A 16790-nucleotide genomic window follows, 5' to 3' on the forward strand; every position below is an offset into this window, starting at 1 on the left:
GAATTCAATTTTTAACAAAACACATTTTTAGTACCACAAAAGTGTCCATGTTTAGTTTTTGCACATTAGCAAACACAAATTTTATACATAAATATAGTATAAACTTGAACAACTTATTTAATCAAACTTTTATATATAATATAATTCTTATTATTAATATTTTTATGTATATAATGCATCATAAAAGAGGGATAAATGGAAAAATTAAAATATGTTAATGGTAAATCTATGTTGATAAATCGCAAAAACAAACTAGATCAATATTTTACTAAACATAATATTGCCCAAAGTCTTTATCATAAAACAAGAGAAATTATTTCATAATATGAAGATATAAACAAATATCTTTGAATTGAACCTAGTACAGGTGAAGGGTGTTTTTTGGATTTATTACCAATTAATAAAAGAATTGGTATAGATTTAGACCCAAAAAGAAGTGATGTTATAAAAAGTAATTACTTAAAATATCAACTTCCTAATAAACCATTTATAGTTATTGGTAATCCCCCATTTGGACATCGTGGAGTTTTGGCTCTAGAGTTTATAAATTATTCCAAGGATGCAGATTTTGTTTGCTTCATATTACCAATGTTTTTTGATAGCAAAGGAAAAGGTAGTGTACGATATCGTGTAAAAGGTTTAAATTTAATCTATAGTGAACAGTTACCTAAGAATTCTTTTTATACTTCTGATAACTCTGATGTAGATGTTAAGTGTGTATTTCAAATATGATCGAAAAATCATATAAATGATAAATTAAATACTTTTAATTGGTATTCATTAGGTAAAAAGAACCCTTTTAGTAAGTATTTAGATATATATACAGTATCTACTGCTAAAAATCGTGAATGTGGTAAGCGCTGGATTTTTGAAGAGAAAGCTGATTTTTATCTTGCATCGACATTTTTTAAGAGAAATTCAGTTGTATATGACTTTAATGATGTTAAATATGGTAGTGGGGTAGCAATTAAGATAAAAACATCTGATGCAAAAATAGCAGATAATCTTAAAAACATTTTAATCAATGCAGACTGAAATAAATATAGTTCGCTTGCTACAAATTCATGTAGACATATTGGTAAAAGCCATATTTATGATTTACTGTTAGATAATGGCTTTGAAATGGAGTTTTAATGGATATAAATAATTTATTACTAAAAATTATTGAAGATAAATATCATCGATTAGGTTTGGATAAAAAGAATACAGAAAATATTTTTTGAAAGATTATTGAGTTCGAAGGAAATGCAATTGGTAGCATTGGTGAAGAGTTTGTTAAACAAATTCTTAAAAAACTTAATATAGATTTTGATGCATCAAAAAATGAAAAAGCATTCATAATGAATATGATATTGTAATTGAAAAACCAAGAAAAATCTTGCTGGAAATTAAATCGGCAAGATTAGGTAGTAAAAATCAGACCTTTCAATTCAGTGGATTAAATCCGAATTATAATTATGATTATTTAATATGCATCGGGTTTTCTTTAACCAATGCTTATTATCGTATTATCCCAAAGACTAGTTTTAAATACATCCATCAAAAAGAACAACGTGGTCACTGAATAAATATCGATGGTAAATTAAAAAAAATTAGTAGAAATGAATCCTGATAATAAGGTTAATTACAAATTAACCTTATCTATTTCAAAGATGAAAGATATTTCGAATTTTAGTAATGAACTTGTATCAATTTTATAAAAACATCTAGAAACTAGATGTTTAATTTTCATTGTCTAAAATGATATCTTCTGCTTTCTGCATCATTTCTTTTAAAAGATTTAAAACATCCTTGTACGAACTAGCATCACCTACTTTAAAACTCTTAGTATAATCAAATGAACCCGAATTTATTTCAGTATTAATTACAGGAAGCAATTTATAGGTATTTATCATCAATTTGTTTACTTTTTGTAATAACTGAGAATCCTGATTTAAAATAATTTTATCAACAGCTTTTTCAATTTCAAACTGAGTTTTTGTTTTTACTGATTTATTTTTAACTTCTTGTCATTGATTGATATAAAGTTTTGTAAATGAAGTAGTTAGAGTTTGCTTATTTTCGCTGCTGCAAGATGCAACAATTGCTACAGGAGTAATTGATGCAACCAGTCCACTAGTAACAAAAAACTTTGCTTTAAATTTCACTTTTTCTCCTTTTTTAAATTATACCATCTTCTATGGTATGTTGTAATAGTAAAGATTTGTATATCATATGAATATGGTAAAATAAATCAAGGAGGAAATATGAATGAAATACAAAAATTAAAAGAAATGCAAGCAAGCTTACAAGTGTTTTATCAAAAAATTAATAACATCCACTGAAACATTAAAGGATTAGAATTCTTTGAAATTCATGCACAAAGTGATAAATTAAAAGATGATGTTTTAAATTTTGTAGATGAGATTGCTGAAAAAGTTGTTATGAAAGGTGAAGTCGCTTTAGGAAGTTATACAGAAGTGCTAGAAGCTTCTAAAATCACTGAATTAACTTCACAAATCTTTGATTATAAACAAGCTCTTAAAGTGCTTGTGAATGATTTAAAAATACTTTTACAACTTGCTGAAAGTTTTGAATGAAGTGCTAGAGTTCAACCTATTTTTGATGAAGTGCTATTATCATTAGATAAATGATTATGACAATTTGATGCGATGTCAAAATAGTATAAAAAATCCGGGGAACCGGATTTTATTATGCTTATTATAAGTTAGCAAAGTAAATAACTGTTCTAACAAGTTGTGATACATATGACATTTCATTGTCATATCATGAGAAGAGTTTATATAAGTTACCTTCTGGCGATTCTTTGATTGAAGTTAATTTTGAATCAAATACTGATCCATGTGTTTCTTTAATAATATCAGAAGAAACAATTTCATCGGTTTCATATCTGAAACTTTCTGATTCTGCTGCTTTCATTGCTGCATTAATTTCTTCAACTGTAGGTTGTTTTTCTAATAAAACAGTTAAGTCTACTAATGAACCTGTAATTAATGGTACACGAATTGCTGAACCGTCTAATTTTCCTGCTGCTTCTTTAACTACTAAACCAATTGCTTTTGCTGCTCCTGTTGAAGTAGGAACCATATTTGCTGCTGCTGCACGAGCTCTACGTAAGTCTCTATGTGGAGCATCTTGAAGTCTTTGATCTCCTGTGTATGCATGGATAGTAGTCATAAATCCAGATTTAATACCAAAGTTATCGACTAAAACTTTAACCATAGGTGCTAATGAGTTTGTTGTACATGATGCTGCAGAGATAAGTGTATCATCACTTGTTAATTCATTGTGGTTTACATTAAATACAATAGTTTTAACATCTTTTTCTGATGGTGCAGAAACAACAACTTTTTTAGCACCCGCTTTTAAGTGTTTTGAAGCACCATCTCTTTTAGTAAAGAATCCAGTTGATTCAATAACTACATCAATTCCAAGTTCACCTCATGGAAGATTTTCAGGATCTCTTTCTGCGAATACTTTAATTTCTTTCCCATCGACAACGATAGCACCATCTTTAGCTACTACTTCAACACCTAATTTACCAAATGCTGTATCGTATTTTAATAAGTGTGCTAGGGTTTTTGAATCTGTAAGATCGTTAACTGCAACAACTTCTAAGTTTGAATTTTGTTCTAATAATCTACGGAAAAATAATCTACCAATTCTTCCGAATCCGTTAATTGCTACTTTTTTCATATTTTACCTTTCTGTTAATTAAAATGTATATCTTGCATATTATAAACTTTTTTTAAAATAAAAAATATAAATATATAGATATGATGGATTGATGAGGATGGTGGGAAATAGTTGTTATTGTTGCCATTTTATTATATTTAGATAATTTAGATAACTTGTTAAATTCTCTTACAAATATTTTTTATAAAAGTGAGTTGAATTTCGAAGAATTAGATTATAATTTTATCTTATATTCAATTTATTATTGAATTTATATACAACTTTTTATATTCTTTATTTAAATAATTTTGTGTGTATGAAAGTAAAATAATTACGACAACAAGTAATGTGATTATTCATAAATTTGTAAAATATATTGGTGTTTCTTTAGGTACATCGAAACTATTGATACTTCAATTTGGGTAACTTTTTCGGTGCCAATTTGAAAAGGCACTAATATTCATTAGTAGATTTAAATTAAACGGAGATAATACTAATACAAAAAGAATCATTAATACCACTAATAAAAAGAAAGATTTAAGTTTTTTTGTTAATTCAGATTTATTTATTATTGTAATTTTAACAAATAAAAATATGCTAATAAGAAATGCAGTTATAATAAAAACATAATTTAATACATTAAATCAATATTTCACCACATACACATCATATAAATAAGGAGAAGAAAGAAAAGTATCAATTAATAAATTAATAATTAAAATTACTAAATACAATGTTACAAAAAATAATGCAGATATATTTAAGGATTTAATGACTTTTAAATTAGATGTTTCTTTCTTGTCATTTGAAATTATATTAGAAACCAATGCACTTTCTATCTTAGGTTGTTGTAAAACTTTTTCCTCTTTTATAATTTCTTGTGTTTGTGCTTTCACTTTTGCTGGTTTTAATTTAACCATTGATATACCTAATAAAACTGTAATAGGAACCTGAATAAACAATCCGATAATTGATATACCTGTTGGTAATCAAGACACAAGTTGTGCAATAAGAATCAAAGCAAAATTTGATATAGCAAAAGCTCTTGTTTTTGCTATTGTTTCATCTTTTTTAGCATCTTGCAATGTAATTGCAAAAATTGATATCAACATTGCTATAACTGATAAATATATAAAGATGTTCATAATTTTAAATACTGCATATATTATATTGCTTGTAATGACATATTCAGGGTTATATGAAACTCTACCATATGCATTTACTCGTGTAAAAATTAAAATAGTTGTTATTAATCAAAATAACATAGTTACTGAACTTAACACCAAAGTTGATAAGTTCATTTTAAACAGGGTTAATTTTCTTGGCATAGTTTAGTTCCTTTCTTTCTTAATGATAGAACAAAAAAAAAAAAAAAAACAGAAAGCCAAAAATGTGGGCAATTTTCTGTTTATTTGTGGAATAAAATTTGTATATTTTCATATTCAATGAAAAAGAGATAAAAATACATTATGCAGCTTGATTATTATGCTGTGTATTATTCACAACATCTTGTTCATTTGAATCAGCAGGTCATTCTAAAAGTGTGTCTAAAACTATCGGAATACCTTTTGGATCTTTTGATTCATTAAGTTTTTTATTTAATGAATAAATATCACTGTGACCTTTGAAATAAATAGGATTCTTAGGATCTGTTGATACATAAGCAATAATTAAACTAAAGTGCTTATTGTTTTCTTTAGTCTTTTGTTTTTGGTATGCTTCTACATATTCTTTATAAGCATTTTTGATGTATTCTGTTTTTGCTGGAGCATTTGTTGTGCTGTTATTTTGATTTAATGCTTTTACTTCAATATGTATTTCGTGATTGTTGTATTTAATGATAAAATCAACAAAAGATGTTCTTAGTTCCTGATCTGCGATGTATTCAAAACCAATTCCTTTAAAAGGAATGTTTTTAGTAAACATAATTTCTACATTATTTTTATTATCAGATTTTGCTTTAGAGTGTTTATTATCTCAAGCATTTAACTTCTCGATAAAAATTTTCTCAGGTACTGAATCATAAACAAGTTCTAATTTATTTGAATCCTTTTGATTTGCATCAAGTTTTTCTTTTTTATATGCATAATTATTATTAAAAATCTCTTGGGTTCGCTCATCTTGTAAGATTTGGATGCGCTCTTCTAATGTTGATTTGTCATCAACAGCAAAAACTAAGTTATTTTGTTCATTTTTTTGTTTCTTTAAACTTTTCTTTAAATTAACAAAAACTGGTAATTTAATTTGAATAAATAGATATCACAGCATTGTGTGATTGATTTGCTGATTAAGTTTATTTTCAGTAAAGAAATTATTGATGTGTTTTTTAATGTTTTCATTTAAATAATCTTTATGTTTTTTGAGTTCTTTTAGGTTAAAAATTTCAATTTCAATTAAATTTTTAACCTTATATGTAACAAAGTGTCCATCACCATAATCTCTTTTTTCAGCTACAATAAATTTATTTTGCTTAAATTCATTTAGTATATTTTGATATTCTTTTGTAAAATCATCAACTAAAAACTTATTTATCTCATCGATAGCTTGTTTTTGATATTCATTTTCATCAACTTCATTTCATTTAACAAAGTTTTCTATATGCCCAGAGATAAAGGTTTTGTTTTTATATTTATCCTTAAGAACAAGTTTTTGGTATTGTTGATCTTTAATGTCTACATTACTATAAATATAGTATTCTAATGCAGCACTGTTTGCTGGTAAGTTGTCAACAGGAACAGGATTTCTTTTAATTCTTCCTAATGTTTGTGTATTTAGTGTCCCTGAATACACATTACGCAGTTGCACTAACATACAAGCTCTAGGAATATTCCATCCTGTTGCGGGTCCAATTTTGAAAATGATAACATCAACTGGTGAATTATTTCTAGAGATATCAAAAAGTGTATCACCACCTGCTAATCTAATATTAGAATCTATTACAGTAAAACAATCAGATTTAGTGTTATCAAAATATTTAACTCATTTTAAGTTATTTTCTTCTAATACTTTGATAATCATATCGATGTTTTGATTAAATTTTGCACTTTTTTCTTTGTCTTTGCTATCGTTATTAACTTGAATTAGCATCGCTGCATTGATTCCGATGAGGTGGGGTTGATTGATGTTATCATTGTATTTTTGTTTGATTTCTTTAAACTTTTCACAAGCTTTTCTTAAAATGATTTCATCATCTAAAACATCTAAACTACTAATGTTGACATTATAGTTCTTTTTAGTTTTTAAAAGTTGTATATTATCATTTTGTAAACTTTGATGTTCAAGTTCCACTAAGTTTTCACCACTCTTAGGTGAAGCACTCATTTTTACCACAAATGCGGCAGCTGATTGCATTTTGGCTTCATAATTCTTTTCTTCTTCAGATTCGCGGATTTTAATGTCTGCATCTCCTCCGTGGTGTGCTTCATCGCGGATGTAGATAAGTTTGTATTTATTGTTTCTAATTTGATCTAAAAACTTATCTACTGCTCCGTAGATGGTATAAAGACTTTTGGCTGTAAATGATGAACTACCAGCAATAAAAACATTGTTTTCTTCAGCAAAAAACTCAAATGTTTGTTCGGTCTTTTTAGTTTTTGCTTTAGCAGAAGGGGATTTAAGTCGTTTGATTACCAAGTCTTTGTTTTTGATGTATTGTTTGTAATTATTAAAACTCTTTTCAAGTTGTTGAGGTAAACAAGCAGTTGAGAGTGTATTTATATAAAATACTAATTTTTCATCAGGGTTATCTTTTGATCACTCAACAAGATGATCGATAAAATTTAAAATCATAAAAGTTTTACCAGAACCTGTAGGTGCTTTAAAAATTTGATAATCAACTGTATTGCTTTCTAAACTTGAAATAGCATAAGAAGTGAGTTCGCTAACAACTTCTGTTTGTGAATTAGTTAGTTCCATTATTCTCCTTTAATTTTCTTTGGTTTTTGTAATTTGTTGATATTCTTCTTCATTTAAAGGGATAAATTTATTATCTTGTATTATCAAATATTCAGTTAGCTTACCATTTTTTCTAAATTAGAATATTCATATGCTAATCAAAACATTTCACTATCGATTCCGTTAGTTAATAATTCTTTATCTAAAATATTTTTTAGTTCGGTTGTTTTGTATGCTTTAATCATTTTTGACTCCTTGTATTGTTTATGCTTTATCTTTCTTGTGGATTTAAAGAAAGTAAATCATTTAATAAATTCTTTATATGATTTTGATTATTTATATCTAAATTAGGTATACCAAAATCTTTTAGTAATTGTATAAGTTTTTTAATTATGTTATCTGTTTCATCCTTAGTATCAGGTGAAACATCCATATATTCAATATCGTAGACATTTAAATTGGTTTTATAAGGTTTGTTTTTGTTGATTCATTCAAAAGTTTGATTATCTGTAGAGACACCATTGTTGATTCGATATAAACGTTCATAATTAACACTTTTTGCTATTTCATTTTGATTATTAGTTACAAGTGTATATGTTCTATTACCACCATCTTCTCTGTTTAAATCTAAAACAGCATGACCTGTGGTTCCGGAACCAGCAAAGAAGTCTAGAACGCGCGAATTGCCGCTTTTTTCAACAAGTTTTATTAAATATTTTATTAACCTTACAGGTTTAGGTGTATCAAAAGCATTTTTATATAAAATTTCATTAATTTCGTTTTTTGATTCGTGAGTATGTCCCACTACTTCAAAGTTCAATATAGTTTTTGAAATAAGATCTGAAACTTCATTCAAGTATCTTTTTAATGTTGGTCTTTTATTTTCATCATCAGGTAAAACAATTCTGTTTTCTTTTATAAGTTCATATATTTTTTCTTTATTAAATAGTCAACCTGAATTTTCAGGACACTTATAAGTTTTATTATTTCAGTGGATATCAAATTTATTTTTTGAGTTTTTAGTTAAATCTGTAAGTTTATAAAATCCTATTTCGTCTTTACCTTTGTAACGCGAATTAATTTTTTCATTTCTTTTTAATCTATTAAATTTTTTTAACTCTTCTTTATTCTTAGCATAACATAAAATATAATCGTGATTAACGGAAACAAACTTATTATTATTCTTTGGTGAATAATTTTTTTCTCAAATAAAATTAGCGACAAAATTTTCTTCACCATATATTTCGTCCATCAAAACTTTTAAATACGCTTGTTCATTATCATCGATTGAAACAAAGATAACCCCATCTTCTTTAAGTAGTTTCTTTGCTAATCTTAATCTTTCATTTAGTAAGTTTAATCAACCGTTTCTTGCATATTTATCACGGTAGTCTTTGGTATTTGCGGCAATATTTTCTTTGTCGTTTGCAATTCCGTTCCCATCTTCATAAGAACTTTCAGTGTTATAAGGAGGATCAATATAGATTACATCGTAATTATATTCAAGTCCCGCTCTCTCTCTCTCTCTCTCAATTACTATTAAATTCTTTAAAGCATCATAGTTTTCACCTATGATTAAGGTGTTATCCTTTGTTTTTGATTCTTCAAAATCAAAGGATAATTCTTCATTTCTTTTTAGTAAAGCAATACTTTGAGTATTAGATTCTGGTGCTGCATCAAAGCGAAATCCGATTTTGATTCTTTGAGCAATGAACTGGAAAACATATTCTAGTCGACTCTCATCAAATTTCTTAATTATTTCTATCGCTAAATTTTTTTGATCAGCATTTAGTTGTTTAGATGAAATTCTATTAACTTCATCTAAATATTTTTGTTGTAATGGTGTTAAATTTATATCTGCTTTCATAATTCTCCTTAATATGTAAATATTTTACTACATATTATTCAGATGAACAATTATAGTGCTTTATAAACCTATTTATTGTTCATCTTTTAGTTGTGATTGTTGTGGATTTAATGAAAGAAGTGAATTAAGCAAGTTTTTTATATTACTCTCATTTGTAACATCATAATTTGATATACCAAAATTATTTAACATCTTAACTAGATTTTCGAGTATCACATTTGTTTCAACCTTAGAATTAGGTGAAACATCCACATATTCAATGTTGTAGACATTTAAATTTGTATTGTATGGTTTGTTTTTAGTTTTCTCGATTCAATCAAATTTTTCACCTTTTGTTCCTTTTCCATTGTTGATTCGATACAAACGCTCATAATTAACCATATTTATATTATTTTGATCATTAGTTACTAATGTATATGTTCTGTTGCCATCGTCTCCTCTATTTAAATCCAAAACAGCGTGTCCTGTGGTCCCTGAACCAGCAAAGAAGTCTAGGACACGGATGTTTTTATCACCAGTAGCTAAATTTATTAGAAACTTAATTAAATTAGTAGGTTTCGGAAAAGCAAAAGCATTTTTATCAGATAAAATACTTTTCATATCTTCACCACCATTTGAGGAATAAAAATCATCAATGATATTTTCAAACGGTTTACCTGCTTCAGTTTTAACAATTTCATATGTTTTAGGATTGAACTTAACATATTGATATTGTTTACGTTTAGCAACTCAATATCCTTGTGGATTTTTGACACATTCAATAAATCCTAGTTCTCTACCTTTTAAATAAGTTTGATACCCTCAAGTATAGCACGCAGATTGTGGTTTGATCATATTGCTGTATAAAGAAAATTCGCTACCATCTGGAGCAGTTACTAAATAATCAAGGGATTTAGCATATTGAAAACTACCTGTTGAAGAAGGGTGATGCAGATCTGTTAATTTATAATAGCCTCTTTCTTCAAAATACTCATCTTTCCTAGTATATCCTAGTTTTTTAAGTTCTTCATCGTTGTGTTTGATGAAATTAAAAATTTTCTTATTGATGTTCTTAGCATAAACTAAGATATATTCAGTGTTTTTAACAATCGAATAGTTAAAAGTGGTGTTACCACCCGGTCCGTGCTTTTTAACTCAGTTTATATTAGCAATAAAATTTTCTTCACCATATATTTCGTCCATCAAAACTTTTAAATACGCTTGTTCATTATCATCGATTGAAACAAAGATAACCCCATCTTCTTTAAGTAGTTTCTTTGCTAATCATAATCTTTCATTTAGTAAGTTTAATCAACCGTTTCTTGCATATTTATCACGGTAGTCTTTGGTATTTGCGGCAATATTTTCTTTGTCGTTTGCAATTCCGTTCCCATCTTCATAAGAACTTTCAGTGTTATAAGGAGGATCAATATAGATTACATCGTAATTATATTCAAGTCCCGCTCTCTCTCTCTCTCTCTCAATTACTATTAAATTCTTTAAAGCATCATAGTTTTCACCTATGATTAGGGTGTTATCCTTTGTCTTTGATTCTTTAAAATCAAAGGATAATTCTTCATTTCTTTTTAGTAAAGCAATACTTTGAGTATTAGATTCAGGTGCTGCATCAAAGCGAAATCCGATTTTGATTCTTTGAGCAATGAATTGGAAAACATATTCTAGTCGACTCTCATCAAATTTCTTAATAATTTCTATTGCTAAATTCTTTTGATCAGCATTTAGTTGTTTAGATGAAATTCTATTAACTTCATCTAAATATTTTTGTTGTAATGGTGTTAAATTTATATCTGCTTTCATAATTCTCCTTAATATTTAAATATTTTACTACATATTATTTAACAAACGATTAAAGAGATGAATATATGGATTATTTTGCGAATTAAATTTCAAATTAAAGATTATAAAATAACTAAGATAAAATTTATTACTTGTTTGTTATATTTTGTGGGTTTAAAGCAAGTAAATCATTTAATAAATTCTTTTCATCTGATTCGTTGTTTATATTAAGATTATTTATTCCAAAATCTTTTAATACATCAAGAAGTTTTTCAATAATTTCTTTAGTATCTTGCTTTGTGTTTGGGTTAATATCGATATGTTCTATTTCAAAAACATTTAAATTAGATTGATATGGTTCATTCTTTACTCATTCAAAACTTTCACCTTTTGTTCCAACACCTTTATTTATTCTATATAAACGTTCATAATTTACATCAATAGCAATATTATTTTCGTTATTTGTAACTAGTATATAAGAACGATTACCACCATCGCTTTTATTTAGTTCCAAAACAGCATGACCTGTTGTTCCGGAACCAGCATAAAAGTCTAGGATTCTAGAATTAGATTTATTAATTAATGAAATTAAATATTTTATTAATTCTATTGGTTTTGGTGTTGGGAATTTTAAATTAACTTCACTTATATCATTGTTACCATCTTTTGTTCATATACCAGATATAAATGTATATGGTAGTTTTATAATACTATATGGAGCTTTTCTTTCGTTATTAAATATTTTAGCGACTAAATGCTTACCAGGAAATTTTTTAAAAGGTACCAGCATAAAATTAACATCATCAATAAGCTTATCTCATTCTTCTTTCTGTTTTGGTGATAAATCTTCATATGCTTTATTTCTATGCTTATAAGTCCCATCTTTTTTACCAAATTGATTTCTTATAATATCATCATTTATATAAATATCATCACCGTTTTTATTTCTATATTTTCTAAAACCACTAAGAGTGTTGTTTTCAGCAGAAAGAGAAATATTTTTAATATTTTTTGTATAAACCAATATATATTCATGACCTTCATAAAAAATTGAGTTTAATCCACCACCAGATTTCTTTTGCCATATAAAACAACTTACAAAATTCTCTTCTCCAAATATTTCATCCATTAAAACTTTTAAATATGCCTGCTCATTATCATCGATTGAAACAAAAATTACTCCATCATCTTTGAGAAGTTTTTTAGCTAATTTCAATCTTTCATTCATCATATTTAATCACCCGTTTCGGGTGTATTTATCACGGTAAATAAATCTTTTTGCAGCGACATTTTCTTTATCATTTGCTAATTTATTACCATCATTTAAAGAACTTTCAGTGTTATAAGGAGGATCGATATAAATTACATCGTAATTATATGTAAGTCCCTCTCTCTCTCTCTCTCTCTCAATTACTATTAAATTCTTTAAAGCATCATAGTTTTCACCAATGATCAAACAATTATCTGTTGATTTAGAATCTTTAAATTTAAAAGATAATTTTTCGTTCTTTTTAAGCAAAGCAATGCTTTGGTTGTTGCTCTCGGGAGCAACATCGAAACGAAACCCGATTTTTATTCTTTGAGCGATAAATTGAAAAATGTATTCTAATTCATTATCATTAAATCTTTTGATTATCTGCGCTGCCCATCTTTTTTGATCTGTGTTTAATTCCTTAGAAGAAATTCTATCTATTTCCTTTAAATATTTTTCTTGCAACTGTGTTAAAGTTTCATCAGATGTATTTATTTCTTTGTTCATAATTCTCCTTATAAAATATATGTAAATATTTTACTACATATTGATTGGTAATTGTTTAATAAATAACATTTCTATTACTTTCTATTTTTACCTTTACAAATATTACAACTAATAACACTGTTATTACAACATGAATTGCTAAGGAAAAAGTGCTTATCACAGGAACCCAAGCAAAAGGAAAGGCTAGTATTATTAAAGAAAATATACTTATACAAAGTCTTAAAATTGATTTACTTATTATTTGGTTTTTAAATAACTTCATTGATATTACAAGCATTATAATAATCATTATTGTTATACTGATATATATTAATGATGCAAGAATTTCTGGTAGACTAAAAATGATAATAGCATAGAAATTTGAAGAAATCAGCAAAGATGAAAAATTAAACTCTATTGATCCTTTATATGGTACAAAATTTCATGATAATGTGAAATAAGATGTAAATGCTCACAATGCCATACATACTAAGCTTAAAACAAATGATGCAATTGCTAAATTAAATAATAATTTTCTTTGTCTCATATATTCCTAACTTTACATATTATAAATGAATATATGTAAATATAATAACACTAGGATTTAATCCTAGTGTTATATTTAAATGGTATTATTGGAAATTTTATTAATCTTTCTTTTGAATGAATTTATCAAAATTAACACTATTCTTGGAATATGAATTATTACTATTAGATTGTGTGTTATAACTTTGGTCAAATGATGTGTTATTAGCATAGCCGGAAAATCTGTTGTCCGAATAACTATATTGTTCGAATTTTGTATTTATTGAACTTTCATTATTCTTCAATCTTGCAATAGATATCGCTAATAAAACAGTAATAACAATTTGGATAATTAATCCAATTAACGATACAACAGGTATTCACGAAACAAGCTGAGCACCAAGAATTAAAGCAAAATTTGAAATAGCAAAGTTTTTAGTTCTTGCTATGGCTTCATCCCTTTCGCTTTCTTGTAAGGTTATTGCAAAAATAGATATCAACAAACTAATAATTGTTAAATATACAAATAAATTTAATATCGTAAATATAGTATATGTTATAGATGAACCAAGTAAAATAATCCCATTAAATCCAAATCAACCATAGTTTATAATTAATAATAACACTGATGCAGTTGTTATAATCCAAAATAGCATTGTAATTGAGGTTAATATTAAGGTAGCAAGGTTTAATCTAAATAATAATCTTGTTTTTTCTGTCATTTTTCCTTCTTGTTTGATTTTTAATTTAACTTTATAATATGATAAAGCAAAAAAAAAAAAAAAAACAGAAACCACAAAAAATTTGTGGATTTTTATTTATTTATGGAATATGAATTTAATATTTTCACATTATTAAGAATATATAAAAAATCGTTTATACATAGATGTATAAACGAAACAAAATTTCTATTTTTTATCTTGGATAGCAGTAACTCCAGGTAGTTGAAGTCCTTGCAATAATTCTAAACTTGCTCCACCACCAGTTGATACATGTGAGAATTTATCTGACATTCCAAGTTTTTCTACAGCAGCAACTGAATCACCACCACCTACAACTGAGTAGCAATCTTTTAGTTCTGCTATTGCTTTACATACGGTAAATGTCCCATTACGGAAGTTTTCAAATTCAGCAACACCAACAGGGCCGTTTCATACAACAGTCTTCGCTCCCTGAAGAGTTTGTTTAACTAATTCTAAAGATTTAGGACCGATATCTAATCCCATATATCCATCTTTGATTCCCCCGGCATGGAATTCTGGTGTAACATCTTTAAATTCCTTCGCAACTGCATGATCAACAGGTAAAACAACTTTATCTTTGTATTTAACTAAGAAATCCTTAGCAAGAGCAACAAAATCGTTTTCTACTAATGATTCACCAATTGCATAACCAGTAGCCTTTAAAAATGTATATGCCATACCACCAGCAATAACCATTTTGTCAACTCTTTGAATTAAGTTTTCAAGAACTTGGATTTTATCTGATACTTTAGCTCCACCTATAATAGCAACAAATGGATGTTCTGGTTTGTTCAATACTTTTTTAAGGGATGTTACTTCTTTTTCCATTAAATATCCTAATGCAGATTCGCTGATATTTTTAGATATTCCAACATTTGATGCATGTGATCTATGTGCAGTTCCGAATGCATCATTAATGAATACATCTCCTAATGATGCTCAGTATTTACCAAGATCTGGATTGTTTTTGCTTTCTGCTCTATCATTTAAATCTTCAAAACGGGTGTTTTCAACCATCAAAACATCACCTGGTTTCATTTGATTAATAGCTTTTTCTAATACTTCACCTTTGGTATAAGGGACAAAGATAACACCTTTGTTTAATAAACGAGATAATTCAGCAGATACTGGTCTAAGTGATTTTTCTCTTAATTCATCTTTTGACTTAATTCTTCCAAGGTGTGAGAATAATATGGTTTTACCACCATCGCTGATAATTTTTTGAATAGTAGGTAGTGCTGCTGTAATTCTTTTAGTAGAATAAATAATACTGTCTTTTAACGGAACATTAAAATCCACTCTAACTAAGACTTTTTTGTCTTTTAAAACAACATCATTGATTGTTTTTTTCATATATACTCCTATATCTAAGTTATTATTTATTTAATTATAATAAAATTCTGTTGCAATTGAAAAAATAACATAAAGAATTTCGATATTTTATTAAATTATAAAATCTTATTTAAAGACTAACGACAAAATGGTAGAATTATAATATCTTAGAAAAAAGACTATTTTATTTACCTTTTTGTATCAATAAAGAAAATAGATAATCTTGTATTATATGCTTAATTATAATTTTAAAAGTTAATAATTGTGAGGAGTTTTAATATGGAAAATAAAAAATTAGAAAGAAATGATTTAATTAATAATATAGGAAAAGAACAATATACAACTAACACCGAAGCTGGTGAATTTTCTTATATTTCTATTGTTGATAAGGATTCAAAAGAATTCAAGGAAATTCAAGAGAAGATAAAGAGATCTAATGGTGCCTACATTGTCGATTTAAGATTTGAACATATTGAAAATATTTCATTAATTATCGAAACAAAATTAAGAAAATTTAAAAAAGAGGATTACGAACAATTAGAAGAATATTATGCATTAGAAAGAATTTATAGACCAAATAATAATGTTATAGCAGTTTTATTTAATTTAAAAAATCCAGAATCTGCTTTTGTAAAGGTTTATGATAAAAAGAATAATAAAGAAACTACATTTAATAAATTTGATTATAATAAAAAAATATATGAATATATTAGTGATTTTTCAAATAAAAAGAATAATAAAAACGAAATAATTAAAAACACAATCGAATTAAATGATTTAATGCATAAATATAATATTAAAGAGAGTATAAGAGCACAATTTATCGGGTCCGCTTTAATGGCACTAAATTCAGAAAATTTTGATTTAGAAAGTGAAATTAAAAGGTCTAATAATACTGAAATTCTTCTAAGACATTTTAAAGAGATAATAGAACAAAAATTAAAAGATAATAAAAATAAGACAGAGAAGATTAATATTTTATCCAAAATATTAGATGAACAAGACTTAACAAGTTTAGATTTTCAACACTTGCAAAATATTTTAAATAAAGTAAATGATGGCATTATACCTTTTATAAATGAAAATACAAATACAGGCGAAGATTTATTAAATTTATTTTTTACTACATTTAATAAATATGTACAAAAAGAGGATAAGAATCAAGCTTTTACACCATCACATATCACCGACTTTATGGCTGAAGCAATAGGGATAGATGAAAATTCTATCGTTTTAGATC

Annotated in this window: 17 protein-coding genes; 6 read left to right on the forward strand and 11 right to left on the reverse strand. The window is 26.7% G+C overall.

Annotated features, from left to right (window positions below; genetic code table 4):
- Nucleotides 1–195 precede the first annotated feature (195 nt).
- Genes ACXYRK_RS03850 through ACXYRK_RS03865 form a run of 4 tightly spaced genes read left to right on the forward strand, consistent with a single transcriptional unit; the run spans nt 196 to nt 1615 of the window.
- Entirely contained in the window at nt 196–324 is a 129-nt protein-coding gene (locus ACXYRK_RS03850) for a hypothetical protein (protein ID WP_458618191.1), read from the forward strand.
- 57 nt (nt 325–381) lie between these two features.
- Nucleotides 382–1134: a hypothetical protein gene (locus tag ACXYRK_RS03855; protein WP_458618193.1), complete on the forward strand. Its 753-nt coding sequence runs from the start codon at nt 382–384 to the stop codon at nt 1132–1134.
- Nucleotides 1134–1358: a hypothetical protein gene (locus tag ACXYRK_RS03860; RefSeq protein ID WP_435129143.1), complete on the forward strand. Its 225-nt coding sequence runs from the start codon at nt 1134–1136 to the stop codon at nt 1356–1358. Before ACXYRK_RS03855 ends, ACXYRK_RS03860 begins: the two co-directional genes overlap by 1 nt.
- 20 nt (nt 1359–1378) lie before the next feature.
- Nucleotides 1379–1615, forward strand: a complete 237-nt coding sequence (locus tag ACXYRK_RS03865; protein WP_458618196.1) for a hypothetical protein — start codon at nt 1379–1381, stop codon at nt 1613–1615.
- Between the two features lie 106 nt (nt 1616–1721).
- Here the strand turns inward: ACXYRK_RS03865 and ACXYRK_RS03870 are convergent, their stop codons facing one another.
- Nucleotides 1722–2147, reverse strand: a complete 426-nt coding sequence (locus tag ACXYRK_RS03870) for a hypothetical protein (protein ID WP_458618198.1) — start codon at nt 2145–2147, stop codon at nt 1722–1724.
- A gap of 99 nt (nt 2148–2246) precedes the next feature.
- On the opposite strand from ACXYRK_RS03870, the gene ACXYRK_RS03875 reads away from it, so the two are divergent.
- Nucleotides 2247–2663, forward strand: a complete 417-nt coding sequence (locus ACXYRK_RS03875; protein WP_458598184.1) for a Dps family protein — start codon at nt 2247–2249, stop codon at nt 2661–2663.
- A gap of 37 nt (nt 2664–2700) precedes the next feature.
- On the opposite strand, the gene gap is transcribed toward ACXYRK_RS03875, so the two are convergent.
- The 10 genes from gap to ACXYRK_RS03925 all read right to left on the reverse strand — a co-directional run bounded on the left by gap (nt 2701) and on the right by ACXYRK_RS03925 (nt 15571).
- Entirely contained in the window at nt 2701–3696 is a 996-nt protein-coding gene (gene gap, locus ACXYRK_RS03880) for a type I glyceraldehyde-3-phosphate dehydrogenase (protein WP_458618200.1), read from the reverse strand.
- Between the two features lie 227 nt (nt 3697–3923).
- The gene (locus tag ACXYRK_RS03885) at nt 3924–5003 is read right to left on the reverse strand and encodes a hypothetical protein (protein WP_458618203.1); all 1080 of its coding nucleotides are present in this window, start codon (nt 5001–5003) and stop codon (nt 3924–3926) included.
- A gap of 139 nt (nt 5004–5142) precedes the next feature.
- Nucleotides 5143–7590, reverse strand: a complete 2448-nt coding sequence (locus ACXYRK_RS03890; protein WP_458618205.1) for a DEAD/DEAH box helicase family protein — start codon at nt 7588–7590, stop codon at nt 5143–5145.
- 95 nt (nt 7591–7685) lie between these two features.
- On the reverse strand, nt 7686–7814 hold the full coding sequence (locus ACXYRK_RS03895) for a hypothetical protein (RefSeq protein WP_435129165.1): 129 nt from the start codon (nt 7812–7814) through the stop codon (nt 7686–7688).
- A gap of 26 nt (nt 7815–7840) precedes the next feature.
- Nucleotides 7841–9436 (reverse strand): site-specific DNA-methyltransferase, encoded by a 1596-nt coding sequence (locus ACXYRK_RS03900; protein WP_458618208.1) that lies wholly within the window; start codon nt 9434–9436, stop codon nt 7841–7843.
- A 72-nt stretch (nt 9437–9508) separates the two neighbouring features.
- Entirely contained in the window at nt 9509–11233 is a 1725-nt protein-coding gene (locus ACXYRK_RS03905) for a site-specific DNA-methyltransferase (RefSeq protein WP_458618211.1), read from the reverse strand.
- A 127-nt stretch (nt 11234–11360) separates the two neighbouring features.
- The gene (locus ACXYRK_RS03910) at nt 11361–12971 is read right to left on the reverse strand and encodes a site-specific DNA-methyltransferase (RefSeq protein WP_458618213.1); all 1611 of its coding nucleotides are present in this window, start codon (nt 12969–12971) and stop codon (nt 11361–11363) included.
- Between the two features lie 55 nt (nt 12972–13026).
- A complete protein-coding gene (locus tag ACXYRK_RS03915; RefSeq protein WP_458607781.1) occupies nt 13027–13497 on the reverse strand; it encodes a hypothetical protein in 471 nt (156 codons plus the stop codon).
- Nucleotides 13498–13597: 100 nt separating this feature from the next.
- Entirely contained in the window at nt 13598–14197 is a 600-nt protein-coding gene (locus ACXYRK_RS03920; protein ID WP_458618216.1) for a hypothetical protein, read from the reverse strand.
- A 186-nt stretch (nt 14198–14383) separates the two neighbouring features.
- Nucleotides 14384–15571, reverse strand: coding sequence for a phosphoglycerate kinase (locus ACXYRK_RS03925; RefSeq protein WP_458618218.1), 1188 nt, complete (start codon nt 15569–15571; stop codon nt 14384–14386).
- Between the two features lie 258 nt (nt 15572–15829).
- Here ACXYRK_RS03925 and ACXYRK_RS03930 point away from each other — a divergent pair.
- The coding region (locus tag ACXYRK_RS03930; protein WP_458618220.1) for a hypothetical protein at nt 15830–16790 on the forward strand (961 nt) is incomplete at its 3' end.

The organism is Mycoplasma sp. AC1221, assembly GCF_054353815.1.